19 protein-coding genes are annotated in these 25,597 nt (G+C 72.8%); 12 read left to right on the forward strand and 7 right to left on the reverse strand.

The features are described from left to right. Positions 1-76 precede the first annotated feature (76 nt). Positions 77-1,699, reverse strand: a complete 1,623-nt coding sequence (locus AB0C33_RS04040; protein ID WP_358283396.1) for an asparagine synthetase B family protein — start codon at positions 1,697-1,699, stop codon at positions 77-79. Positions 1,700-1,815: 116 nt separating this feature from the next. Here AB0C33_RS04040 and AB0C33_RS04045 point away from each other — a divergent pair, with 116 nt between their 5' ends. From AB0C33_RS04045 to AB0C33_RS04060, 4 genes are all read left to right on the forward strand, one after another. Beyond that, positions 1,816-3,627 carry a hypothetical protein gene (locus AB0C33_RS04045; protein ID WP_358283397.1) on the forward strand — a complete coding sequence of 604 codons (1,812 nt, stop codon included), beginning with the start codon at positions 1,816-1,818 and terminating at the stop codon, positions 3,625-3,627. 16 nt (positions 3,628-3,643) lie between these two features. Continuing rightward, positions 3,644-4,276 carry an anticodon-binding protein gene (locus tag AB0C33_RS04050; RefSeq protein ID WP_358283399.1) on the forward strand — a complete coding sequence of 211 codons (633 nt, stop codon included), beginning with the start codon at positions 3,644-3,646 and terminating at the stop codon, positions 4,274-4,276. A gap of 163 nt (positions 4,277-4,439) precedes the next feature. Next, positions 4,440-5,780, forward strand: coding sequence for a diaminopimelate decarboxylase (gene lysA / locus AB0C33_RS04055; protein WP_358283916.1), 1,341 nt, complete (start codon positions 4,440-4,442; stop codon positions 5,778-5,780). Continuing rightward, positions 5,777-7,066 carry a homoserine dehydrogenase gene (locus tag AB0C33_RS04060; RefSeq protein WP_358283401.1) on the forward strand — a complete coding sequence of 430 codons (1,290 nt, stop codon included), beginning with the start codon at positions 5,777-5,779 and terminating at the stop codon, positions 7,064-7,066. The genes lysA and AB0C33_RS04060 overlap by 4 nt, the downstream gene beginning before the upstream one ends. Positions 7,067-7,082: 16 nt before the next feature. Here AB0C33_RS04060 and AB0C33_RS04065 read toward each other — a convergent pair whose 3' ends face one another. Genes AB0C33_RS04065 through AB0C33_RS04080 form a run of 4 tightly spaced genes read right to left on the reverse strand, consistent with a single transcriptional unit; the run spans position 7,083 to position 12,788 of the window. After that, positions 7,083-8,771, reverse strand: a complete 1,689-nt coding sequence (locus AB0C33_RS04065) for a glycosyltransferase (protein WP_358283403.1) — start codon at positions 8,769-8,771, stop codon at positions 7,083-7,085. Beyond that, positions 8,768-10,861: a glycosyltransferase family 2 protein gene (locus AB0C33_RS04070; protein WP_358283405.1), complete on the reverse strand. Its 2,094-nt coding sequence runs from the start codon at positions 10,859-10,861 to the stop codon at positions 8,768-8,770. The genes AB0C33_RS04065 and AB0C33_RS04070 overlap by 4 nt, the downstream gene beginning before the upstream one ends. Then, entirely contained in the window at positions 10,858-12,354 is a 1,497-nt protein-coding gene (locus AB0C33_RS04075) for a glycosyltransferase family 2 protein (protein ID WP_358283407.1), read from the reverse strand. The genes AB0C33_RS04070 and AB0C33_RS04075 overlap by 4 nt, the downstream gene beginning before the upstream one ends. After that, positions 12,351-12,788 (reverse strand): hypothetical protein, encoded by a 438-nt coding sequence (locus AB0C33_RS04080; protein WP_358283409.1) that lies wholly within the window; start codon positions 12,786-12,788, stop codon positions 12,351-12,353. Before AB0C33_RS04080 ends, AB0C33_RS04075 begins: the two co-directional genes overlap by 4 nt. A gap of 235 nt (positions 12,789-13,023) precedes the next feature. Between AB0C33_RS04080 and AB0C33_RS04085 the strand changes: the two genes are divergently transcribed. Then, positions 13,024-14,094, forward strand: a complete 1,071-nt coding sequence (locus tag AB0C33_RS04085; RefSeq protein ID WP_358283410.1) for a family 2 glycosyl transferase — start codon at positions 13,024-13,026, stop codon at positions 14,092-14,094. After that, positions 14,091-15,746: a glycosyltransferase gene (locus AB0C33_RS04090; RefSeq protein WP_358283411.1), complete on the forward strand. Its 1,656-nt coding sequence runs from the start codon at positions 14,091-14,093 to the stop codon at positions 15,744-15,746. The genes AB0C33_RS04085 and AB0C33_RS04090 overlap by 4 nt, the downstream gene beginning before the upstream one ends. Before the next feature lie 78 nt (positions 15,747-15,824). Here AB0C33_RS04090 and AB0C33_RS04095 read toward each other — a convergent pair whose 3' ends face one another. After that, on the reverse strand, positions 15,825-17,213 hold the full coding sequence (locus tag AB0C33_RS04095) for a glycosyltransferase (protein WP_358283413.1): 1,389 nt from the start codon (positions 17,211-17,213) through the stop codon (positions 15,825-15,827). 236 nt (positions 17,214-17,449) lie between these two features. On the opposite strand from AB0C33_RS04095, the gene thrC reads away from it, so the two are divergent. From thrC to AB0C33_RS04120, 5 genes are all read left to right on the forward strand, one after another. Next, a complete protein-coding gene (gene thrC, locus AB0C33_RS04100) occupies positions 17,450-18,508 on the forward strand; it encodes a threonine synthase (RefSeq protein WP_358283415.1) in 1,059 nt (352 codons plus the stop codon). A gap of 44 nt (positions 18,509-18,552) precedes the next feature. After that, positions 18,553-19,458, forward strand: coding sequence for a homoserine kinase (gene thrB, locus AB0C33_RS04105; protein ID WP_358283417.1), 906 nt, complete (start codon positions 18,553-18,555; stop codon positions 19,456-19,458). 454 nt (positions 19,459-19,912) lie between these two features. Further along, entirely contained in the window at positions 19,913-21,934 is a 2,022-nt protein-coding gene (rho, locus tag AB0C33_RS04110) for a transcription termination factor Rho (RefSeq protein WP_358283420.1), read from the forward strand. Between the two features lie 143 nt (positions 21,935-22,077). Beyond that, positions 22,078-23,343, forward strand: coding sequence for a sensor domain-containing protein (locus AB0C33_RS04115; protein ID WP_358283422.1), 1,266 nt, complete (start codon positions 22,078-22,080; stop codon positions 23,341-23,343). Between the two features lie 10 nt (positions 23,344-23,353). Beyond that, on the forward strand, positions 23,354-23,989 hold the full coding sequence (locus AB0C33_RS04120; protein WP_358283423.1) for a response regulator transcription factor: 636 nt from the start codon (positions 23,354-23,356) through the stop codon (positions 23,987-23,989). 40 nt (positions 23,990-24,029) lie between these two features. Here AB0C33_RS04120 and AB0C33_RS04125 read toward each other — a convergent pair whose 3' ends face one another. Continuing rightward, positions 24,030-25,103 (reverse strand): hypothetical protein, encoded by a 1,074-nt coding sequence (locus tag AB0C33_RS04125; RefSeq protein ID WP_358283424.1) that lies wholly within the window; start codon positions 25,101-25,103, stop codon positions 24,030-24,032. Between the two features lie 220 nt (positions 25,104-25,323). On the opposite strand from AB0C33_RS04125, the gene rpmE reads away from it, so the two are divergent. Then, the gene (gene rpmE / locus AB0C33_RS04130) at positions 25,324-25,542 is read left to right on the forward strand and encodes a 50S ribosomal protein L31 (RefSeq protein WP_352320396.1); all 219 of its coding nucleotides are present in this window, start codon (positions 25,324-25,326) and stop codon (positions 25,540-25,542) included. Positions 25,543-25,597: the final 55 nt, after the last annotated feature.

Raw genomic sequence — 25,597 nt, forward strand, 5'->3', positions numbered from 1 at the left:
TCCGGAACCCGCTTCTGCTGTGCGACGTGTAATACCCGCGAGATCCGTATGTAATCGCCCTGTTACCCAGAGTTCACTAAAAAGGTGCGGTGACGTCCGGGAGGTCGTTCTCGAAGTCGTTCAGCCAGAGTCCGAAAAGCACCAGTCCGCGCACCCAGAAACGGTCGTTCCAGCCGTTGAACCGGGTCAGCGCGTCCGGTCCGCCGGCGATCACCTCGTGCAGCTCGTCGGAGAGCATCGCGGGCACCCGCCGGGCCACGACTTCGAGCATGGCGTGGGACCAGGCCCGCGCCGGCGCGGCCGTGGAACGCAGGGGCACCCGCTGGAGCGGCTGCTTGACCACGTTCGTGGAGGGCAGCGCGGCCACCCTCGGGTTGGCCGCGTGCAGCACCTCGCGGTAGAAGCGGCCCTTGTCCTTGCGCGCGACGCCGACGCTGAGCGCGGCGTCGAAGAAGGCGGGGTGGATGAACGGCGCCGCGAACGACGCCTCCGGCCCCACCAGGTTGACCGCCGAACGCGCGATGCCGCGCACGGTCCTGGTGTGCAGCACCGACAGCGGCAGCTCGGCCCGGTGGCCGTGGAGCATCGAGGTGGCCGCCGCGAACTGCTCGCGCACGGTCTCCTCCATCCACTGCGCGGCCGCCTTGGACAGGAACGGCTGCGCGGGCGCGCCCAGCGACAGCGAGCCCAGCAGCGCCGCCGACCGCTCGGCCTGCGTCCTGGCCTCCAGCGCGGCGCCGCTGACCATGAAGTTCTTCAGCAGCGGGCCGCCGGCCAGGCCGTCGACCAGGATGCGGCCCGAGCCGTGCACCTCCTTGGCGAACGGCGCGTACCAGGCGTGGTGCGGCGTCAGGTACTCCAGCCGGCGGGCCACCTCGGCGGCGTCGCCGGGGTAGGCGGCGGCGTCCTGGGTGACGACCCGGTGCGGGATGCCCAGCTCGCGGGTGATCGCCCTGGCGAAGGCGATGTCGGTGTCGGTGCCGTCGTCGGGGCTGGTGGTCCACGACTCGACGTCGGCGCCGCGGGCCATGGCCACACTGGCCAGCAGGCGCGAGTCGTAGCCGCCGCTGACCGGCACGAGCAGCTTGCGGCCGTCGTAGTCCTCGTAGACATGGTGCAGCAGCTCGACGATCTCCTCGGGGCTGGTCCACGCCTCGTACGGCTCGGTGCGCAGCCAGCGCGGCAACTGGCGCTCGGTGGCCAGGCGCCTGTGCTCGAACACCAGCGCGCTCGACCCCGGCAGCCGCCTGACCTCCCGGTACGGGGTCGCCTCGCCCAGCGGGAACGTCACCTGGATGATCGAGGCCCAGGCGGCCCAGTCGATCTCGATGGGCACCAGGCTGAGCAGCGGCTGGATCAGCGAGGAGAAGTAGACCGCGTCGCCCTGGCGCACGTAGTAGACGTCGACCAGGCCGAGCGCGCCCGCGTGCAACGTCACCCGCGCGCCGTCGCCGATCAGGCCGGGCGTCTCGTACGTCTCCGCGACCGTCATCCAGTCCTCGGCGGCGGCGGGCTTGCGCTCGCCCCACGAGAACGCGAACGCGCCGCCCGCCCGGTGGTACGGCGGCAGCGGCGCGGAGCTGAACAGCGCGGCCTCGTCCGTCTGGAGCGCGGGCCGCACCTTGGGGCCCGCGGCGGTGAGTTTGCCCAGTATGGAGGTGTCGATCCGGCCGAGAGCGCCGCATACGTAGGGTCGCACGTTGAACTGCACCGGATCTCATCCCTTCGAGACGCTTCCTGCAGAAGAGTATCCTTTGCCGGGCTGAGAGAGCGGAGGTCCGGTTGTCTACCGAGCTGGAAAGCACGCGTCGGGCGTTGCGGGAAGCTGTCGCGCAGGCCGAGCGCGCGGCCGAACTGGCCAGGCTGCTGGACGCCGCGCAGTCCAGGCTGGCGGCCGCCGAGGAGAGCGCCGAGGAGGCCAGGAAGCTGGCCGAGCAGCTGAGCGAGACCGAGGAGCGGCTGGAGGCCGAGCGGGCCGCGGCCGACAGGCTGCGCAAGGAGCTGGCCGAGCAGCGCTTCCAGGCCGAGGTGGCCAACTGGAAGCTGTCCTCGATCAAGGTCGCCCGCTGGAACCGGCTCGGCGACGCCATCAAGAGCGGCAAGAACAACCCGATGCGCCTGGCCAAGGGGCTCAAGGGCGCGGCCAAGCCGGTCAAGCGGCCCAGCGCGCCCAAGCGCCGGCCGGTGGCCGTCCAGGGGGCCAAGGAGGCGCGTCCTGGGGCGTCGTTCCAGGCCACCAGCACGACCAGGACGCTGGGCGGGGCCTCGTTCAAGCTCAAGCCGTACCGGATCCCCACCGGGCCCAACACCCGCCCGCACCTGACCGCGGCCGTCGTCGCCGATCCGCACGCCGAGGCGCTGCTGCGCTACGAATGGCGTCAGACGACCGGGTTCACGCCGCGCGACTTCGCCCGCGTGCTGCCGCTGGAGGTGCCCCACCTGCTCGTGGTGGAGTCCGTCACGCAGGGGCCGTGGCTGGAGGAGCTGACCGGCGAGCCGGGCGAGGGGCTCAGGGCCCTGCTGGCCTGGTGCGCCGAGCGCGGCATCCGCACCGTCTTCTGGCACACCCAGGGCGACGTGGCCGACTACGCCGCCGCGGCCGAGCTGTTCGAGCACCGCTTCACCACCGACATGACGGTCCCGTGGCCGCGCCTGCACTTCGGCGTGCAGCCCCGGGTGCACAACCCGCTGCCGCTGGCCGGCGGGCGGGTGGACCGGGTGCTCACGCTCGACCAGCTGCTGCCGCCGCACCTGGCCTATCCCGACGTGCTCACCTCCTACCGCTGGCCGGCCGCGGCCGACTGCCCGCCGGGCACGCCGCAGTGGCGGCTGGCCGAGATCGCCGCCTGCGGCACGCCGATCGGCACCGAGCCGGACTCGCGGCGGGCGCACGTGGCCCTGCGCCGCGCCTACGGCACGGGGACGATGACCGAGCGCGTGGACGAGCTGCTGGAGGCCATCGGCCTGCCCAGCGCCCGCGCCACCCTCGACACCTCCGTGCTGCTGCCGATCCTCGACCCGTCGCTCATGGAGCACGCGCTGGCCCAGGTGGCCAGGCAGTCCGGCGTGGCCCAGGTGATCGTCATCGGGCCGCCCGAGGCCGAGCTGCGCGCCCGTGACGTGCTGACCGACGCCGAGGTGCTGTACCGGCGGCCCCACCCGGCCATGAGCGAGGGCGCGATGCTGGCCAAGGGCCTCGACCTGTGCGAGGCCGACCTGGTCGCGGTCATGGACCCGCGCGACGTCTACGGCCCGCACTACCTGTCCGACCTGCGCCGGGCCTTCCTGTTCAGCACGGCCGACATCGTCGGCAAGGCCGCCTTCTACGCCCACCTGCGCAAGCCCCAGGCGACCCTGCTCAAGCAGCCCGAGGCCGAGTACGCCTACCTCCCCGAGATCGCCGGGGCCACCCTGCTCGCCCGCAGGAACGTCCTGCGCGAGGTGGGCTTCGCCGACCTCACCGAGGGCTGGGACGAGGTCATGATGCGCCAGTGCCGCACCGACGGCGTCAAGGTGTTCTCCGCCGACCGGTTCGGCTACGTGCGGGTGCGCGACGAGGACCGCTGGCTGCTCGGCGCGGCCCACCTGGTCGAGTACGGCTCGGCGGAGCCGCACGCGCTGATCTGACGCCTACGCTGAGTCGATGACCGACCTGCTCGCCCAGTCGCTGGCGGAGGTGCTGGGGGAGCCGCCGGCGCCCGAGGGCACCTGGGAGCGGGAGGCCGTCTACGTGACGGCCGCCGCGCTGCGCCGCCGCGTCCCGCCGGCCGAGCTGGCCGCGCGGGTGCGGACGGTGGACGGGGTGAGCGAGGCGCGGGCGCGGCCGAACGGCTTCCTGCGCATCGTCGTGGACGCGCCGGGACGGCTGGTCGAGTCCCTGGACCCGCCCGCCCTGCCCGAGCCCGGCTGGCCCGACTTCCCGCGCACGTGGGACAACCCGGGCTTCGTCGTCCGGTACGCCCACGTCCGTGCCTGCGCGGTGCGGCGGTGGGCCGGGGAGCTGGGGGTGCCGCTCACCGGCTTCCGGCCCGAACTGCTCGACGACCCCCACGACCGCCGGGTGCTGCGGGTGCTGGCCGAGCTGCCCGGACGCGCCCTCAGCCGCGACCCCGGCTGGGAAGCCTTCTCGGTCCGGCTGGCGCTGGCCTACCACGACGCCCACGAGCACGCCCCCGCCGTCCCGATGGGGGACGAGCCGGTCCGGCCGGTGCACACGGCGCGGTTGCGGCTGGCGGAGGCCGTCCGGGGGGTACTGGTTGGGCCGGAAAGATTGTGATGGATCGTAAAATATCCGGCTAAAGCGCGAAAAATCGTGAAAATGTTGCTTGTGGACCTTGATCGCGTCTCGATACGTGGGCGGTGGTCCTGGAAGGGGCGGCGGTTCCGATAGCCTCGATCGGGTGAGCTTCGTCCATCCAGCCGGGGACCGGCACGCCGAGATGCTGCCCCACGAGCGCCCCCCGATGGCGCCCGCCGACCTCAACAGGATCGACCCCGCGATCTGGCCCCGAACGTCGACCCGGACCGACGGCACGCTCACGGTCGGCGGCGTCGACGTGCGCGACCTGGCCCGCGAGTTCGGCACGCCGCTCTACGTCCTCGACGAGGCCGACGTACGCTCACGCATGCGCGACTACGCCACGGCCTTCCAGGGCTCCGAGGTCCACTACGCGGGCAAGGCGTTCCTGTGCAAGGAGATCGTGCGCTGGCTGGCAGACGAGGGCCTCGGCCTCGACGTCGCCAGCGGCGGCGAGCTGGCGGTGGCGCTCAGCGTCGGCTTCCCGCCCGAGCGCATCACCCTCCACGGCAACAACAAGTCCACGGCCGAGCTGACCCGCGCCCTGGAGTGCGGCGTCGGGCACATCGTGGTCGACTCCTACGAGGAGATCGCCCGCCTCGGCTACCTCGCCGAGCAGCTCGGCAAGCGGCCCAAGGTGATGATCCGGGTGACCACCGGGGTCGAGGCCCACACTCACGAGTTCATCGCCACGGCCCACGACGACCAGAAGTTCGGCCTGTCGCTCAACACCGGCGCCGCCGCCGAGGCCGTGCGCCGCATCCTCGCGCTGCCGCAGCTCGACCTGGTCGGCCTCCACTCCCACATCGGGTCGCAGATCGTCGACACCGCCGGGTTCGAGGTGGCCGCGCGACGGCTGGCCACGCTGCTGGTGCAGATCAAGGACGAGCACGGCGTCGTCCTGCCCGAGCTCGACCTCGGCGGCGGCTACGGCATCGCCTACGTCGAGGGCGACGAGGCCCCCGACATCAAGGAGCTGGCCGACGGCCTGCGCGAGATCGTCACCAAGGTCTGCGCCGACGCCGGCCTGCCGGTGCCGCGCCTGACCGTCGAGCCGGGCCGCACCATCGTGGGGCCGGGCGGCATCACCCTCTACGAGGTCGGCACGGTCAAGGACGTCGAGGGGCTGCGCACGTACGTCAGCGTCGACGGCGGCATGAGCGACAACGTGCGCACCGCCCTCTACGGCGCCGAGTACACCGCCACCCTCGCCAGCCGCGCCAGCGACGCCGCGCCCATGCTCAGCCGCCTGGTCGGCAAGCACTGCGAGAGCGGCGACATCCTCGTGCGCGACTTCCACCTGCCCGCCGACCTGGCGCCCGGCGACCTGGTCGCCGTGGCCGCGACCGGCGCCTACTGCCGTTCGCTGGCCAGCAACTACAACTACCTGCCCAGGCCCGCCGTGGTCGCCGTCGCCGACGGCGCGGCCCGGGTGATCGTGGCGGGCGAGACCGAGGACGACCTGTTGAGGGGGCAGCTGTGAAACCGCTGAAAGTGGCTCTGCTGGGCTGCGGCGTCGTCGGCTCGCAGGTCATCAGGCTCCTGCACGAGCAGGCCGACGACCTGGCCGCGCGCATCGGCGCACCGCTGGAGCTGGCCGGCGTGGCCGTGCGCAGGCTCGGGCGCAAGCGCGACATCGAGGTCGACCCGGCGCTGCTGACCACCGACGCCGAGTCCCTGGTCACCCGCGACGACATCGACATCGTCGTCGAGGTGATCGGCGGCATCGAGCCGGCCCGCACGCTCATGGTGGCCGCCCTCGAACGCGGCAAGTCGGTCGTCACCGCCAACAAGGCGCTGCTGGCCGAGGACGGCTCGTCCCTGCACGAGGCGGCCCGCCGGGGCGGCGGCGACCTCTACTTCGAGGCCAGCGTCGCCGGCGCCATCCCGCTGCTGCGCCCGCTGCGCGAGTCGCTGGCCGGCGACCACGTCAAGCGCGTGCTCGGCATCGTCAACGGCACCACCAACTACATCCTCGACAAGATGGACACCTCGGGCGCGTCCTTCACCGACGCCCTGGAGGAGGCCCAGACGCTCGGTTACGCCGAGGCCGACCCGACGGCCGACGTCGAGGGCTTCGACGCCGCCGCCAAGGCCGCGATCCTGGCCGGCCTGGCCTTCCACAGCCGGGTCACCGCCGACAAGGTGCACCGCGAGGGCATCACCGAGATCACCGCGACCGACGTCGCCTCCGCCAAGGCCATGGGCTACGTCATCAAGCTGCTGGCCATCTGCCAGCGCTCCGACGACGGCCGCTCGTTCGGCGTGCGGGTGCACCCGGCGATGATCCCGCGCACCCACCCGCTGGCGGGGGTGCGCGAGGCGTACAACGCGGTGTTCGTGGAGGCCGAGTCGGCCGGGCAGCTCATGTTCTACGGCAAGGGCGCCGGCGGCGCGCCGACGGCCTCGGCCGTGCTCGGCGACCTCGTGGCCGTCGGCCGCAACCGGCTGGCCGGCACCCGCGGGCCCGAGGAGTCCACCTACGCCGACCTGGCCGTCCACCCGATGGGCGACACGGTCACGCGCTGCCACGTGGCGCTCGACGTGGCCGACAAGCCCGGCGTGCTGGCGCGGGTGGCCGACCTGTTCGCCAAGCACGACGTGTCCATCCAGACCGTCCGCCAGGAGGGGCACGGCGACGACGCCCAGCTCGTCATCGTCAGCCACCGCGCCACCGACGCGGCCCTCACGGCGACCATGGAGGGGCTGCGCGAGCTCGACATCGTCCGCGCGGTCGCCGGCGTGATGCGCGTGGAGGGCGACGACTGACGCCCGCCCCGCCCGGTCAGTGGGCGGGGAAGGCCAGGTCGCGGACGCGGCGCACGGCCCGTTTCAGGACCGTGCGGTCCTGCTCGCGGGCCAGCCGCACCGCCTCGCGCCGCCAGCTCTCGGCCTTCTCCCGCCAGCGGGAGGCGTCCCTGCCGTTCTTGGCGGCCTCCCGGCGCAGCTGGGCGATCTCGGCGCGCAGGGCGGCGACGCGCTTGCGGTGGAGGGTCAGCTCCTTCTCGTGGCGGGCGGTGAGCAGGGCCAGCTCCGCGACCGGCGGCCGGCGCGGCGGGTAGACGTCGGGGCGGCGGCGCAGGCCCCACGACGCGCCGTCCGCCCATTCCAGGCCGTACAGGGCGTCGATCAGGTCGTCCGGGTGGTCGCCGGGGGCGGCGACCAGGGCGGCTCTGGACAGGGCGGCCGTACGGTCGAGGCGGGCGGCGACCACGCCCTGCGGGGTCTCGTCCAGGGCCAGGCACAGGCTGCCGAGGTCGTGCTCGTCCAGGTGGGCGATCAGGCGTTCCAGTGTGCCGGGGGAGAGGGTCCAGCCGGACGGCACGGTCAGTCGGAAGGGGGCCGTCGTGCCGGTGGGTGGCCCAGGAGGTGGTTCGGTGGCCAGCCGGACCCGCGGGTCGTGTTCGAAGGTGGCCTTGAGCAGGCGCAGGTCCAGGTCGGGGTCGCGCAGGGGCGAGCGGCGTCCGGTGGGCAGCGCGGGCCAGGGGCCGGTGAGGGTGAGGCGCACGTCGGGGATGGAGGAGGCGAGCAGGGCGTCCGCGGTGGCGCGGGTGTCCTCGTAGCCGCCCGCCGTCACCACCGCCTCCACGTACGGCACCAGCCACTGCCGCCCCGGATCCGTCCGCAGATACCGCCGGTAGGGAACCCGGTCGGCCACGTAGGGGTCGTTGTACCGCTTCAACGCGGCGACGTCGCGCATCGCGGTCGGCAGGCCGACGTGCCACGCCCGCGCCTGCGGGTCCGGGACGAACACCGCCCCCGCCTGGACGAGCCGGTACCCCAGCTCGGTGTCCTCGGCCAGCACCAGCGAGGTGTCCAGGCCGCCGATCGAGCGCAGCAGTGCCGCCGGGTACGACGCCGTGGCCCCCACGTGCACGCGGGCGGCCGTCGCGCCGGACGCCGTACGCAGGCCGTCGTGGTCGTGGATGATCTGCTCGGCCCAGTCGTGCCGGTGCGGCGACAGGGGGAACAAGTCGTCCTCGGCGCCCGCGTCCAGGGCCTGGACGACCTGCTCCGGCGTGGGCGGCTCGCCGGCCGAGGTGAAGTCGATCCAGCCCAGCACCACCACGTACGGGGCCAGGTGGTGCCACCGGAGCTGGGCCTCGACGTGCCGCCGGTGCGGGACCATGTCGGCGTCCAGCACGAGGACGACGTCGCCGGCGGCGGCGTCCAGGCCCGCCTGCACGGCCCAGGCGCGTCCCCAGCCGCCCGGCGGGCTGGAGATCAGCTTGGTGCCGTCAGGGGCGAGGGCGGGCAGGCGGATGGGGGTGGCGCTGCCGTCGTCCACCACGATCACGTCGAGCAGGTACGCCGGGTAGCTCTGCGCGGACAGGGCGGCGAGCGTCAGGTCCAGGGTCTCCTGGCGGTCGTGCGCCGGGATGACGACCGTGACGGCGAGCTCCGGCTCCCAGGCCCCCAGCTCGGGCGGGTCGAGGACGCCGAAGTCGTTGCCACGGATGCGCGGGACGGTCATGGGCGGCTGCTCCCCTCCAGCTCCATCAGGGCGTTCGGGCGGAACCCGCGCCACTGGCGCCGGTTGCGGCGCAGGAACGTGCCGATGGGCTCCTGCCAGGTGTGGGCGGAGGCCGGGCCGCGGCGCAGGATGTAGCCCAGGCCGTGGGTGCGGTAGATCTGGCCGCCCGCCGCCTGGAGGGCCTCCTGGAACTGGGTGTCCACCGAGCGGCGCAGCGGCCGGAAGCCGCCCACGGCCTGGAACGCCGAACGCTCCACCAGGATCGTGCCGCCCGCCACGAAGCTGGTGATCTGCTCGGTGACCTGGCTGCGGTGCACGGTGACGTCGATCGAGGCCAGATAGACGAACTCGGGCACCGTGCCGACCACCTGCGCCCCCGAGTAGGCGTGGGCGAGCAGCAGGTCGGCCAGGAAGTCGGGGCCGTACCAGTCGTCGTCGTCCATCTTGAGCAGGAACGAGCCGGAGGCCCTGGCGGCGGCCTCGTTCAGCACCTCGCCGAAGACGGCCGCGGGGTCGGCCTCGTACACGGTCAGCGGGCCGCCGAAGTCGGCCAGGGCGGCGGCGACGTCCGGGTGCTCCCGGGGCACGCCGTGCAGCGCGAGCACCACTTCGAGCTGGGCGTCGCGCTGGCGGGCGATCTGCCGCAGCGCGAACGGCACCATGTCGGCGCGCCGGGTGGCCAGCAGGACGGAGGTGAGCGGGGGAGCGGGGGCGGGCGCGCCGAGCTGCTCCCAGCGCGCCGCCACGCCATGGGTGCGCAGGGCGGCCCGGCGCAGCCGGATGCTGTGCTCCTCGCGCCGCAGCTCGTCGGACAGGTCGGGGGCGGCGGGCAGCAGCGCGACCAGCTCGTCCCCCAGAGCGCCCGCCCAGCGCGGCACGGCTCCGGTGACCAGCGGCACCCCGGCGGCGGCCAGACCGGCCAGCACCCGGACGGCCGCCAGCGGGCCGCTGTGCGGATGTTGCCAGCTCACCTCGACGCCGCGGATCTGCCGGAGCCTGGCCACGTCGGCGTCGGTGACCCCGCCCGACTCGGCGAACGTCGTGACGACCTTGCCGTCGAGCAGCACCGACCAGCGGCCGTCGCGCTCGGCCAGCGCGGCCATGCCCCGGGACGGCGTGGTCACGAACCCCTGGGGGTTCACCAGCCGCTCGTCCACGGGCGGGACCATCGACGGCTCGCCCAGCACGTCGGGATCGGCCAGCGGCGACCCCGCCCCGCCGGGGCGCCCGATGCTCTCCCAGCTCGCGGCGACGATCGTGGGCCGCTCGACGGGCGCCTGATCCCCGGCCCAGCCGATCCCGCCCGCCCAGCCGTTCCCGCCCGCCCAGCCGTTCCCGCCCGGCTCGGCGGACCCGCCCGGCGTCAGGGCCGGGGACGCGTCCGGGGCGCGGCCGTCGCCCGGCGGGCGCAGGGCGTCGCCGGCCAGGCCGCGGAGGGCGACGTCGCCCAGCGTGCGGAGCACGACGTCGCTGCCGGGGGCGCCGACGCGTTCGGGGACCGGGCCGCTCACCTCGGCGGGCGTGGCGTTCGGGTCGCCGGGACGCCAGTCGGCCGAGCCGATCCCGGCGATGCCGGCGGCGGGCGCGGCGATCACGTCCAGGCGATGGCCGGCGAAGGCGCGGGCGGTGGCGGTCACCGTGCGGCCGGCGGGCGTCGCGGCCGAGAAGCGGGCGTCCACCACCCACACCCGGCTCCTGGGCTGGTAGACCCGCAGGTCCGTCAGCGACCGCCAGCGGTGCGCGGGGGTCGGCGTGGGCACGGGGGCCGGGTGCGAGGCGGGGGTGTCGAGCACGCACACCACCACCCGCCCGGCCAGCGGGAGCAGCTTGTGCAGGGTCGCCACCCTGCGCAGGTCGGCGGGCGTCCTGGCGAGCACGAGGACGTGGTCGGCCGACTCCGGCTCGGCGGGCGGCTCCAGCAGGTCCCGGTCCAGGTCCACGGCGCCGGCGGGCAGTCCGGCGCGGCCCTTGCCGCCCTCGCCGCCTTCGCCGTCGGCCGGGAAGGTGGGGCTCTCGATGCCGGCCAGGAACACCCGGGCGTCCGGCAGCTCGGCCAGCAACGCGGTGACCGTCCGCCGCTCGGCGCTCATCCGGCGCTCCGCAGGTGCCGGATCAGGGAGCTCAGCGGCCCGGGAGCGGGGTCCTCCTGCTCCTGCGCGCGGGACAGGCGCTCGACCTCGGCGGAGAGCCGGTCGACCTGATCGCGCAGCTCCTTGGTCTCCGCCAGCCGCCGGTCCGCCACGGCGCGCCATTTGGCCGGGTCGCCGCCCAGCGGCGGTGGGTCGGCGGCGGCGCCGAAGCCGTGCTCGCCGCCCTCGACCCACAGGACGCCGAACAGCTCGTCCACCAGGTCGTCGGCGGGGCCGTCGAAGCGCGCGGCGCGGGCGAAGGCGGCCGTGCGCTCCAGCCGGGCGGCCACGACCCCGTCCGCGTCCTCGGCCAGCGCCACGCAGAGCAGGCCGAGCACGTCCTCGTCGGCCAGTCGCACCAGCCGGGCGAGGGTGTCGGCCCCGAGGACCCAGCCGACGGGCAGCCGCAGCAGGAACGGGGTGGGGGCGGCGGTGACCGGTTCGCTTTCCGCGAAAGTGACGCGCGGCTCGTGGGCGTACAGGTTGTGCAGCAGCCGCAGGTCCAGCAGCGGGTCGTCGAGGCTGGACCGGCGTTCGCCGGTCAGCCGGCCCCAGGGGCCGACGACGGTGACGGCGGCGTCGGGCAGCGTGCCCGCCAGCGCCGCGTCCACGCTCGCCCGGGTCTCCTCGTACGTGGTGGCGCTCACCACGACCCGCACGTACGGCACCCGCCAGTGGCGCCGGGGATGGCCGCGCAGCCAGCGCAGATCCGGCACCAGATCGCCCAGGTAGGACCAGTTGTGCCGGTGGACCTCCTTCTCCCGCAGCATCACCGTGGACGGCCCGACGTGCCACGCCCTGGCCTGCGGATCGGGCACGAACACCGCCCCCGCCTGGGCCAGCCGGTAGCCCAGCTCGGTGTCCTCGGCCATGTTGAGCGAGGCGTCCACGCCGCCCGCCGCGCGCAGCAGCTCGGCGCGCACCGACGTGGAGGCCCCCGTGTGCAGCAGGTACGCGCTCGTCCCCGCGTCCTTCAGCATCCGGGTCGACTCCAGGGTCCTGCGCGTGTACTCCGGGCGCGTGCCCTCCTCGCCCGGGGCCGTCACGAACCGGATGTCGCCGATCACCACCACGTGGTCGAGCAGGTGGTGCCAGCGCATGTGCGCCTCAAGGTGGTCGGGGGCCAGGATCATGTCGGAGTCCAGCCAGTGGATCACCTCGCCGGTGGCGGCCAGCTGCCCGGTCTGCCGGGCCGCGCCGCGCCCCCAGCCGTCGGTCACCCGTACGACGCGGGCCCCCGGCAGCTCGATCGGCGGCGTGCTGCCGTCGTCGGCGACCACGATCTCGACGAGCCCGGCCGGGTAGGTCTGCGCGGCCAGCGCGGACGCCGTGCGCTCCAGCGCCTCCTGGCAGTCGTAGGCCGGGATGACCACGGACACGCGCAGCTCGGGCGTCCAGTCCCCGATCGCGGGCGGGCGCAGCACCCCGTAGTCGTTGTGCCGGACGCGGGTCATGCCAGGCCCTTGGCCAGCGCGCGAACCTCCTCGCGCAGCTCCTCGACCTCCCGGGCCCTGGTCATGGCGTTCACGCGGTCCTCGCCGAGCGAGGCGAGGATCGCCCCGATGTCGTCGGCCCGCCGCGCGGCCGACTCCTCGACCGCCTGGACCAGCAGTTCCAGCCGGGATTCGAGGTTCTTGACCGCGGTCGTCGCACGGGCGAGCTCGGCCTCGTGCTTCTTCATGCGCAGGTCGATCCGGTGCGCCTTGCCGTCCACGCGGCGGACGGTGAACAGCAGCAGGGCGAGGGCGGCCAGCGTGACCGCGAACGCGGCGACGGCCGCCGCCGCGCCGAGGGTGAGCAGGCCGGCCAGGACGAGCAGGGCGAGCACCCCGGCGGCGACGACTGCGAGAAGTGCGGCGGCCGCTGCCAGTCGGCGGGGCGAGAGCATCCGCGCAAACCTTTCATAGTCACGACTAGTCGGGCATAGGAGGATGGGCGGGATTATTGCCACCCTAATAAACCCTGACCACTACCGTGCCATATGTTCCTGGAGGAAAACTGGGAACCCGGCCTCGGGGCTCATGCCGTCCGCCACCCGAAAGCTGCCTGTCTGTCTACTGACGTGTAAAAACGGGCGTAAGGTAGGCGCCGATCCAGTCCCGTCCGGTCGAGGAGCATCGTCCATGTCCGTCACCCCCTGCGGCTTCACGCGTACGCCGGGCAAGGGGTTCGCCCGGCTGCACTGGTCGGACGGATGGCAGGTGGACGGCGGGCCGCCCGACGTGCCCGCGCTGCGCTCCCGGCGCGGACTGGAGATCGACTGGCCCGCCGCGCCGGTGCCGCTCGACGGCCTGACGGAGCTGGCCGGCGCCGGGATCCCGCTGACCGCCCAGGACGCCCCCGCGTGGGTGCCGGGCGACCTGGCCGCGCTGCTCACCGACCGCGACTGGCTCGCCGCGCCCGCTGACGGCACCGCGCGCTGCCTGGCCGACCTGCGGCGGGAGGAGCACAGCGTACGGCTGCGGCGCCTGGTCCACCGGCCCGCCCGCGCGACGGTCAGCATCGTCATGTCGACCAAGCGGCCCGCCCTGGTCGGCGCGGCGCTGGCGCAGATGGAGCGGCAGCGGGGCGTCGAGGCCGAGGTCCTGCTCGGGCTGCACGGGGTGGCCTTCGAGCAGGTGCGCGCGGCCGTCGAGGCGTGCTCGCTGCCCGTCAGGTGGGTCGAGGCGGCCAGGACGGTGCCGTTCGGCGAGGTGCTGAACCGGGCCGCCGCCCTGGCCTCGGGCGACTACCTCGCCAAGTGGGACGACGACGACTGGTACGGCCCCGGCCACCTGTCCGACCTCCTCATGGCCCGCTCGTACGCGGGGGCCGACGTGGTGGGCACGACGGCCGAGTTCTTCTACCTGGAGCCGTTGCGCGCCACGATCCGGCGGACGACGTTCGCGAGCGGAGCGGCGTACCCTAGCGAGGTTTGGGCGGATCACGTAGCCGGAGGCACCATTTTGCTCCAAAGCGCGAAATTTCGGGAAATTGGAGGATTTCCCGCTCTTCCGCGTGCGGTCGATCTGGAGTTCGTGAAAGCGGCGCAAAAGATCGGCGCGCGCGTCTATCGCACGCACGGCCTCGGCTACGTCCTGCGCAGGGGGTTCACCGAGGAGCACACCTGGCAGCTGCCCCTGGCCCATTTCGTCAGAATCGCCACGAACCAATGGCACGGCTTCCGGCCGAGCCTGCTGATGGAAGCCGCATGAACAACGGCCAGACGCCGCCGGTGCGCGGCAACGACTACCGCGTGCTGCGGCCCGCCGAGGATCTCACCCCGTCGCTCACGGTCAGCGTGATCATCCCGGCCTACGGCGGCCAGGACAAGCTGGACCTGGTGCTGGCCGGTCTCGCCCGCCAGACCTACCCGGCCGCGCTCACCGAGGTCATCGTCGTGGACAACGGCAGCGTGCCGCCCCTGCGGCTGCCCGACGTCCGTCCTGAGGGCGCCCGTCTGATCGTCTGCGACCAGCCCGGCCGCGCGAACGCCCGCAACGCCGGGCTGGCCGAGGCCACCGGCGACGTGATCCACTGGCTCGACTCCGACGTCGTCCTCACCCCGGGCGCGATCGAGGCCCACATGCGCTGGCACCACACGGCCCCCTACCTGGTCGTGACCGGCTACATCAGGTTCACCGACGCGGAGCTGCCCGCCGAGCTCCCCGCCGACCTGGAGGAGCACTTCGAGCCGGCCGAGCCGCACGCCTGGATCGTCGACCTCGTCGAACGCACCGACGGCCTCACCGCCAACCCCCAGCGTCCCTTCAGCCTGCACGTCGGCGGCGCGACCTCGGTCGGGGCCCGCCTGATCGAGGCCGCCGGCCCCATGGACGACGAGCTGATCCTCGGCCAGGACACCGAGATGGGCTACCGGCTGGGCCAGGCGGGCGCGGTGTTCGTGCCCGAGCCGCGCGCCCGCGCCTACCATCTCGGCCCGACCATGCGCATGCGCGACAAGGAGTCCATCGACCGGGTGAGCCACGCGTTCGTGGCCGACCGCATCCCGGCGTACCGGTGGTTGCGCTCCCATCCGTCCCGCCAGTGGAAGATCCCGTACGTCACCGCCGTCGTGGACGGCACGGCCGGCTACGACAGCGTGCGCGCGACCGTGGACGCCCTGCTCGCCGGGACCGTTCCCGACCTGTCGGTGCTCCTGCTCGGCCCCTGGGACGAGGTGGGCCGCGAGCGCCGCGCCCCACTCAAGGACCCCGGCCTCGACCTGGCCCTGGTCCACGGCCACTACCTGCACGAAGGACGGGTGCGCCTGGCCACGGCCGAGGAGCTGGACCCGGCCACGCCGTTCGTGCTGCGCCTGCCGCCCGGCTGGATCCCCGGCGAGGACACCCTCGCCCGCCTGCTCGACCTGGCCCGTGACGAGGGCCTCGGCCTGGTCGCCGTGCTGCTGCGGGAGTCGTCGCACGGTGTCGTGGCGGCCCGCCTGGAACGCCGCTCGGCCTTCGCCAGGGCCCGCATGGTGGCCGGCGGCGAGCCCGGTGAGCCCGGTGAGCCCGGCGACCTCGACGACGTGGTGGACGCCGTGTCCGGCGTGTCCTGGGTCGAGGGCGAGACCTACGGGTTCACCACGGAGGCGGCGCCGCTGATCGGGCGGCGCGGGGCGTACCGGGCGCGGCTGGAGGCCCGGGCCGAGGCCGAGCGGCTGGCGGCGGAGGCCGACCGCCTGCGCGCCCAGGTGACCAAGTGGCGGGACGAGGCCACCCGGTGGCGCAGGACGGCCGTCGAGCTGCGGCGCGACGTGAGCACCCTGCGCCGCCAGCTCGCCGCCGCGAACCGCGCCCAGCAGAGCCTGCGCACCCTGCTGTCGGCCACGATGAAACGAGCGCTGGGCCGCCGCCTGCGATGAGACGAGCGCTGGGCCGCCGCCTGCGATGAAACGGGCGCTGGGCCGCCTGCGCGGCCGACCGCGTCCCGCGGGCGGCGGTCAGTTCGGGCGCAGGGCCGACTTGAGCCGTCTGAACAGGGTGTTCTCGGCGGACTCGGCCGGGACCGCGACCGTCGCGGGGATGGTGACCGGCTCCGGCTGCGGCGGCGCGGGCCAGTAGCGGTCCGGCGGCTCGTGACGCACGCCGTGCGTGGTGTCGATGACCTCGTCGAGATCGGCGCCTGGACCGGCGAGCAGCAGCGCCCGGCCCAGCGCCGAGGTGCGTTCGAGCCGGGCCGTGCGCCCGTCGGGCAGGTCGACGACGAGCACCCCGGTCAGGTCCTTCTGCACCGACTCGACCATGCGCTCCAGCGTCGCCCGGTGCAGCGGCACGTCCACCGGACCCCGGTAGCGGAACGGCGTGGGCGCGGGTGTCGGGGCGGCCTCGTCGATGAGCCGGATGCGTTCGTCGTGCGCGCACAGGTCGCGCATGAGCCGCAGCTCGAAGCACGGGTCCGACAACACCGCGCGCCGCCCGTCGTCGAGCCGCGACCACGGGCCCACCAGCGTCAGCACGACGTCCTGGAGCTTGCCGTCCAGGGCCGCCGTCACCGCCCGCCGCACCACCGACTCGGAGGTGTCGGTGACGTCCAGCACGATCTCCACGTACGGCACCAGCCACCGCCGCCCCCGGTCCTTGCGCAGGTCCCGGCGGAGCGGGATCCGGTGCGCCAGGTACGGCTCCACCGCCCGCACGGCCCGCTCCCGGTCGCGGTGCTGCGCCGGCAGCCCGAGGTGCACCGCCTGGGCGGCCCGGTCGGGCACGAACACCACGCCGTGCATGGCCAGCCGGTAGGAGAACTCGGTGTCCTCGCCGCGCACCACGGTCGGGTCGAGCCCGCCCACGGCGTCGAAGACCTCGCGGGGGAGGGCGAAGGTCGGCCCGGTGCACACGTGGTACGGGTTGCGGCTGCTGCGCAGCCCGTCGGTCTTCTCGATCGTCGCCTCGGTCGAGCTCGACACGGCCCCGGCCAGGTCGAACACCTCGTCCAGGCGCTCGGCGCGGAAGACCTGCCGCGCGGTGACCGGCGGCGCCTCGACGAACTTCTTCATCCCGATCGTGACCAGGTAGTCGGTCACGTGGTGCCAGCGGGCCAGGGCCTCGATGTGCTCGCGGCAGGCGACCATGTCGGCGTCGAGCCGCTGGATGATCTCCCCGTCGGCGGCCTTGGCGCCGGTGTTGACCGCGTTGGAGATGCCCCAGCCGTCGCGTACCGGGACGATCCTGGTGTTGACCGGCCGGATCTCCGGCAGCCGGACGGGCGGCGCGCTTCCGTCGTCGACGACCAGGACCTCCATGAGATGGCCCGGGTACGTCTGCGCGGCCAGCGCGGCCAGCGTCAGGTCGAGTTTGTCCTGCCCGCCGTGCGTCGGTATCACCACGCTCACGGACAACCCCGGCGACCAGGCCCCGAGCTCCGGCGGCACTACTGGTGAATAGTCGTTCTGCCTCAAAGCAGGACGCGCGTTCATGGTGACCCCCTGCCGAGACCTTATCGGGAGATGCTGAGAATTTCCTGAATAGTGGCGCTGTCCAACGACCTGTCCACTCAGTGGACTCGGCTCCGCGCCCGCGCCGCGCACCCCGTACACTCGGTGGCCAACACCGCAGGTAGGGAGTCATCATGGGCAGGTCGTGGCGTGGCCTCATCGAGGAGTACCGAGAGCGTCTTCCGGTCACCACGAAGACGCCCGTCGTCACGCTCCTCGAAGGCGGCACCCCGCTCGTCCCGGCGCACCGCTTGTCGGCGCTGACGGGATGCGAGGTCTATCTCAAGGTCGAGGGGGCGAACCCGACCGGCAGCTTCAAGGACCGCGGCATGACCATGGCCATCAGCAAGGCGGTCGAAGAGGGCGCCAAGGCGGTCATCTGCGCCTCCACCGGCAACACCTCGGCCTCCGCGGCGGCCTACGCCGTACGCGCGGGGCTGACCTGCGCCGTGCTGGTGCCGAAGGGCAAGATCGCGATGGGCAAGCTGGCGCAGGCGCTGGTCCACGGGGCCACGCTGCTGCAGGTCGAGGGGTCGTTCGACGACTGCCTGGAGATGACCCGCAAACTGTCCTCCAGCTACCCGATCGCGCTGGTCAACTCGGTCAACCCGTTCCGGCTGCAGGGTCAGAAGACGGCGGCGTTCGAGATCGTCGACACGCTCGGCGACGCCCCCGACATCCACTGCATCCCGGTGGGCAACGCGGGCAACATCTCGGCCTACTGGATGGGCTACCAGGAGTACGCCGACGACGGCGTCTCGACGAAGCGTCCGCGCATGTTCGGCTTCCAGGCCAGCGGCGCCGCGCCGATCGTCGAGGGCGCCCCGGTGACCCACCCCCACACGATCGCCACCGCCATCCGCATCGGCAACCCGGCGTCCTGGAACCTGGCCACCGCGGCCCGCGACGAGTCCGGCGGCGTCATCCAGGCGGTGACCGACCGGCAGATCGCGGCGGCGTACAAGCTGCTGGCCCAGGAGGAGGGCGTGTTCGTGGAGCTGGCCTCGGCGGCGAGCGTCGCGGGGCTGCTCCAGGCACACGCGCAGGGGCTCGTGCAGGCCGGGCAGCGCATCGTCTGCACCGTCACCGGCAACGGCCTGAAGGACCCCGACTGGGCCATCTCGGGCGCACCCGCCCCGGTGGTCATCCCCATCGACGTGCACGCCGCCGCCGCGGCGCTCAACCTCGCCTGAGAGGCGCACGGGGAGTGAGCGAACGACGAGAGAACCGTGAATCGATGACGACGGTGCGAATCCGCGTGCCGGCCACGTCGGCCAACCTGGGGCCGGGCTTCGACGCGCTCGGCCTGGCGCTCACCCTCTACGACGACGTGGAGGCCACGCTCACCGCCGAGCCCGGCGTGCGCGTGAGCGTGGAGGGCGAAGGCGCGGGCGAGGTCGACCTCGGCGAGGGACACCTCGTCGTCCGGGCGATGCGCGAGGCGTACGCCCGCATGGGGGCGCCGCAGCCCGCCGGCATCGCCCTGCGCTGCGTCAACCGCATCCCGCACGCCCGCGGCCTGGGCTCGTCCTCGGCCGCCGTCTGCGCCGGCATCCTGGCCGCCCGCGCGCTGAGCGACGGCGGCCTGTCCGACGACGAGGTCTTCGCGCTGGCCACCGAGATGGAGGGCCACCCCGACAACGTCGCTCCGTGCCTGGCCGGGGGCCTGACGGTGGCCTGGACCGACCACGCGGGAGCAGCGCGTATGGTGAAGCTGGCCCCCGACGAGAGGGTCCGTCCGGTCGTCGTCGTTCCCACGACGCGGCTGGCCACGGAGACCGCTCGGGGGTTGTTGCCGAAGGACGTGCCCCACAAGGACGCCTCCTTCAACGCCGGCAGGGCCGCGTTGCTGATCGCCGCGCTGACCTCGCGGCCGGAACCAGAGCTGCTGCTCGCCGCCACCGAAGACCGTCTCCACCAGCCCTATCGCGCGCCTGCCATGCCGGAGAGCGCGCGTCTGGTAGAACGTCTGCGTGCAGTCGGCGTGCCCGCGGTCGTTTCGGGGGCGGGTCCCACGGTTCTTGCGTTTTCGTCACCGGATACGCAGGATTTGATCGCGCCAGAAGTGGGTAATGACTGGCACATCCAGCAAATGGACGTCGACCCGGTTGGTGCGAACGTTCAGTTCCCCGAGACACGCTGATGCCTCTTTAGACCTTCAGGGAATAGCCGTGTGCGCTGGTGATGTTAGGCTGATAGCCGCACCAGATGCCCCCTTGGTGGGTGCGTGCTTGTCAGCCATACATCGCTGCATCATGCTTCACGTCGCGAGGCGTGAGCAGCGCGGCTGTCTCCCCGGAATCCGTTGCCTCCGGTTGGCCCACACCCGGTTGGCCCAACGTGAGGCGGCGACGACGGGGACCTGCGCGTTCGACGCACATCGACATCTGGTTGGCGACAGCAATCTGGGGGGTGTCAGCCACGCGCCACGGTCCTGTGGCGGCCTGGACGAACCCCTCCCCAAGAGTGGCGGCCGTCCGCGACAGCCGAAGATCGCAACGTGCACCCCGACCCGGTCTGTCCCGCCGGGTCGCAAGCACCTCCGGGACGCCCGGCAGAACAAAACCGGCGCCCGACCCCTGGGAAGGACCTTTTAGTTGAGCGACACCACCGAACTCCTCTCCGACGCACCAGGCTCTCAGCCCGCGTCCGGCGACACCCCCACCCGCGCCGCGGCCAAGCCTCGTGCGCGTCGCTCCGGCACCGGCCTGTCCGCCAAGGTGCTGCCCGAGCTGCAGAAGATGGCCGCTGAGCTGGGCATCAGCGGCACCGGGCGCATGCGGAAGAGCCAGCTCATCGCGGCCATCCAGGAGAAGCAGGGTGGCGCCTCCGGAGACGGCGCTCCGGCGGCAGCCGCGGTTGAGGCGGCGCCCGTCCTGACGGAGGCCGCGCCTCCCGTGGCCGAGCGGCCCGCCCGTACGCGCAGGGAACGTTCCCGCACCAAGCCCGCCGACGAGGCCGCACCGCAGGCAGCCGAGCCGGTGGCCGCGGCCCCCGAGCCCGTGGCCGCGCCGGCCGAGCCGGCCGTCGAGCAGCAGGCCCAGGTCGTGGACGCCGGTCAGGCCGACACGCGGGGCGAGCGCGAGAGCCGGCGCGAGCGGCGCAGCCGCGGCGAGCGCCGTGAGCGTGGCGAGCGCAGCGACCGCGGCGAGCGCGGTGAGCGCAGCGACCGCGGTGAGCGTGGCGACCGTGCCGACCGCGGTGAGGGCGGCCGTGCCGAGAGCAGCCGCGGCGACCAGCGCGCCACGGACGCCGGCGGCAGGGGCGACCAGCGCGGTGACCAGCGTGGCGAGCAGCGCAGTGACCAGCGTGGCGAGCAGCGCAGTGACCAGCGTGGCGACCAGCGCGGCGACCAGCGCGGTGACCAGCGTGGCGGCGACGACGACGACCGCGGGCGTGGCCGTAGGGGCCGCTTCAGGGAGCGCAACCGCGGCCGCGGCCGTGACCGCTTCGACAGCACCGAGCCCGTCATCGGCGACGACGACGTGCTCATCCCGATCGCCGGCATCCTCGACATCCTCGACAACTACGCGTTCGTCAGGACCAGCGGCTACCTGCCGGGCAGCAACGACGTCTACGTCTCGCTGGCCCAGATCCGCCGCAACGGCCTGCGCAAGGGCGACGTCATCACCGGCGCGGTGCGCCAGCCGCGCGACGGCGAGCGCCGCGAGAAGTTCAACGCCCTGGTCCGCCTCGACACCGTCAACGGCATGGACCCGGAGCAGGCCCGCAACCGGCCCGACTTCAACAAGCTGACGCCGCTCTACCCGCAGGAGCGCCTGCGCCTGGAGACCGAGCACAACATCCTCACCACGCGGATCATCGACCTGGTCTCGCCGATCGGCAAGGGCCAGCGTGGTCTGATCGTCTCGCCGCCGAAGGCCGGCAAGACGATGGTGCTGCAGGCGATCGCCAACGCGATCACCCGCAACAACCCCGAGTGCCACCTGATGGTCGTGCTCGTGGACGAGCGTCCCGAAGAGGTCACCGACATGCAGCGGTCGGTCAAGGGCGAGGTCATCCACTCGACCTTCGACCGTCCGGCCGAGGACCACACCACGGTCGCCGAGCTGGCCATCGAGCGCGCCAAGCGCCTGGTGGAGCTGGGCCACGACGTGGTCGTCCTGCTCGACTCGATCACGCGACTCGGCCGCGCCTACAACCTGGCGGCCCCGGCCTCCGGTCGTATCCTGTCGGGTGGTGTCGACTCCACGGCGCTCTACCCGCCGAAGCGCTTCTTCGGCGCCGCGCGCAACATCGAGAACGGCGGCTCGCTGACGATCCTCGCCACGGCCCTGGTCGAGACCGGGTCCAAGATGGACGAGGTCATCTTCGAGGAGTTCAAGGGCACCGGCAACATGGAGCTCAAGCTCAACCGCTCCCTGGCCGACAAGCGCATCTTCCCCGCGGTCGACGTCGACGCGTCCGGCACGCGTAAGGAAGAGATCCTCATGGCCAAGGAGGAGCTGCAGATCGTCTGGAAGCTCCGCCGGGTGCTGCACGCCCTGGACATGCAGCAGGCTCTGGAGCTTCTCCTGGAGAAGATGAAGGAGACCAAGTCCAACGCCGAGTTCCTTCTGCAGGTGCAGAAGACCACGGTGAGCAACGACCGCGACTAGCGGCCACGCGCCTTGAGGGGCGGCGGGGAGGTTCTCCCGCCGCCCCTTTCGCGTGCCAAGGCGCCGAGGGTGGGGTTAACCCCACCTGTGGATCGGACGTCTGCTCCATTCACCCCGTCCGCGGCGCCGGGCAGGCTGGGGGCATGCGATCGGTGAGGCTGAAGGACAGGGTGCGGTTCGGGCCGAAGGGGCCGTTAGGGGTGCTGGTCGACCCGATGACCTGGCGGGCGGCTCCGTACCTGCTGGTCAGCGCGTTGTTCGGGATGGTCTGGTTCGTCGTGGTGACCCTGGCGACGACGGTGGCGGTGCCGCTGGTGATCGTGTGGGTGGGGCTGCCGCTGACGATGGCGACCGTGCTGATGTGGCGCGGCGGGGCGATGCTGGAGCGGCGGCTGATGGGGGCGGCGTTCGGGGTGCGGATCGCCGACCCGTACCGGAGCAGGCCCGAGGGCGGGCTGCTCGCGCACCTCACCTGGCTGCTGGGCGACAAGGCCACCTGGCAGGACCTCGGCTACCTCCTCATGCTCCTCCCGCTGGGCCTGGTGGAGTCCGCGTTGTCGCTGGCGCTGTGGACGGCGACGGCGGTGCTGCTCCTCGCGCCCCTGGCCCGCGTCCTGTACGTCCTGAGCGACGGGCGCATCGGCCTGATCATCGACGACTGGGCGGGCGTGCTGGTCGCGGGCGCGGCCGGCGTGGTGCTGCTCGTCGTGACGGCCTATCTCGTACGGGGCATGGCCTGGCTGCACGGCACCCTGGCCACGGTGCTGCTCGGCGGCAGCGAGGAGGAGCGGCTGCGGGCCAGCCGGGCCAGGGGGATCGACGCCGCCGAGGCCGAACGCCGCAGGATCGAGCGCGACCTGCACGACGGCGCGCAGCAGCGGCTGCTGTCGGTGGCGGTGGACCTCGGACGGGCGCAGGCCAAGTTCGACACCGAGCCGGAGGAGGCCAGGGCGCTGATCGTCCAGGCCCACGCGGGCACCAAGGCGGCCATCGCCGAGCTGCGCGACCTGGCCCGCGGCATCCACCCGGCCATCCTCACCGACCGCGGGCTCGACGCGGCGCTGTCGGGGCTGGCCGCGCGGGCCCCGGTGCACGTGGACGTCTCCGTCGAACTGGCCGAACGGCCGCCCGCCGCGGTGGAGAGCATCGCGTACTTCATCGTCGCCGAGGCCCTGGCCAACCTCGCCAAGCACTCGGGCGCGACGGAGGCGTCGGTGGCGGTGTTCGGAGGCGACCGCGGCGTGGTCGTGGACGTGTGGGACAACGGCATCGGCGGCGCCGTCGTCACGCCGGACGGCGGGCTGTCGGGCCTGGCCGACCGGGCGGCGACCATCGACGGCGTGCTCGTGCTGCACAGCCCCGTCGGGGGGCCGACGATCGTGCGTGCGGAGCTGCCCTGCGAATGGTAGTCATGTGCACATGCGCGTGGTCATCGCCGAGGATTCCGTACTGTTGCGCGAGGGGCTGGCGCGGTTGCTCGCCGACGGCGGTTTCGAGACCGTCGCGGCGGTCTCCGACGGGCCCGCGCTGGTGGCCGCCGTCCAGGAACACGAGCCCGACCTGGCGATCGTCGACGTGCGCATGCCGCCCACCCACACCGACGAGGGGCTGAAGGCGGCGCTGAGGGTCCGCGAGGCCAGGCCCGACTTCCCGATCCTGGTCCTGTCCCAGTACGTCGAGGAGCGTTACGCGGGGGAGCTGATCGGCAAGGCCGTCGGCTACCTGCTGAAGGAGCGGGTGGCCGACGTGGCCGAGTTCATGGAGGCGGTGCGCGAGGTGGCGGCGGGCGGCACGGTGATCGATCCGGAGGTCGTCGTGCAACTGCTCAGCCGCAGGCGCAGGGGTGCGCCGCTCGACCTGCTCTCCCCCCGGGAGCGCGAGGTCCTGGCGCTGATGGCCGAGGGCCGCTCCAACACCGCGATCGCCTCCAGGCTGGTCGTCACCGAAGGGGCGGTGGAGAAACACGTGTCCGGCATCTTCGCCAAGCTGGCCCTCGGGCCCGCGCCCGAGGACCATCGGCGGGTTCTCGCCGTTTTGACGTATCTGGGTCGCTGATACGGCCTGCACCCGGGGTTGGGGATGCGGGCCGTACCCGCTACCTCACGTCCACGAACTCCTGCGGCGACAGGGAAGTGCGCGTCTTGCTCGTGCCGGGCACCTTGACCTGGAAGTAGCCGTCCTTCTTGCCCTTGAAGGTCTTGCTGTACTTGCCGGTCGAAGTGGCCTTGGCGTACCCCATGAACTTGTACGTCTTGGTGCCCTTGGCCTTGAAGTACACCTCGACGATCTTGTTCTTGTACGCCTTGGCGCCGCGGTAGACCTTGCCGTAGACCTTGAACGCGCGGCCCTTGGTGACCTTGTTCGGGGCCGAGATCGTCACCCTGGTCTTGGCCTTCTTGGACGCGCCGCCGGTGGGGGCGACGACCGAGAAGGACGCCTCGCCCTTGAGCGTCTGGCCGCTGCGGGTGGCGTACACCTCCAGGGTCCAGGCGCCCTCGGTGGTGTCGTCGGTGAAGTACGTGACGCCGCGGTAGTAGCTGTCCGACTCCTTGGCCAGCTCACCGAGGTCGTAGTACTCGCTGGTGGTGTCGCTGACGAGCTTGGCCGAGACCGTGCCCGCGTCCTTCACCGACGCCTCGACCGTGACCTTGGTGTCCCTGCCCTTGACGAGCTGGACGGGGTCGGGGGTGACGTTCGCGCCGGAGATGCCCTGCTTGCCGGAGACCTTGACGGTGAAGGTGCTCGGGCTGCTTCCCCCGCCCGTGCGGGCGACGTTGACGGTGAGCTTCCAGTCGCCCGCCGGGTCGTCCTTGGTGATCGTCCACTTGCCGGTGATCGTCTTGTCGGGAGCCGGCGACGGGGTGGCGGTCGGGGTGGAGGTGGAGGTGCTCGGCGTGAAGTCGAACGACACCGTCTTGGCCGACTTGCCGGGCGGCTCGATGGACCCGGTCACGCCGGTGACGGTGTCCGGGTTCTTGAGCTTGAGCGTGACGGTGGCGTCGACGTCCTTCTCCAGCGGGACGTACGCGCTCGCCGACGCGTCGCCCGTGAAGTCGTCCGCCAGCGCGTACGCCGAGGCCGACGCGCCGGTGGCCGAGAGACCGGCGCCTCCGAGGAGAACGGCGGCCCCCGTGGCGGCCGCGAGGAGCAGCCGCACCCTTCTCTTCATCAGTTGGATGATCCTTTGACTAAGTCCCATTTGTGGGAAAAGTGATGGTTTGTGCGAGGGAGCCTAGTGTGGCGCGTGCGGCCGCGTCATGAAGATCGCGGGAATGCCCCATGGCCTGGGCAGGTTGCACGATCTGGCACACTGGTAGCTGACCATTTTGCGGTTCCGGTTCACGCCATGCGTGAAGGCGACCCGGCGGCCGCAGCCCGAAAGGACAGCCATGAAGCCCGACATCCACCCCGATTACCACGTGACGCAGGTCTCCTGCTCCTGCGGCAACACGTTCACGACCCGCAGCACCGCGAAGAACGGCGTCATCCACGCCGACGTGTGCTCGGCCTGCCACCCGTTCTACACGGGCAAGCAGAAGATCCTCGACACCGGCGGCCGGGTGGCTCGCTTCGAGAAGCGCTTCGGCAAGAAGGCCACGGGCAAGTAGCTTCACCGACGCCGACCCGGCCGCACCACGTGCGCCGGGTCGGCGTTGTTGGTGA

Source organism: Nonomuraea sp. NPDC048881 (assembly GCF_040649795.1).
Classification (GTDB): Bacteria; Actinomycetota; Actinomycetes; order Streptosporangiales; family Streptosporangiaceae; genus Nonomuraea.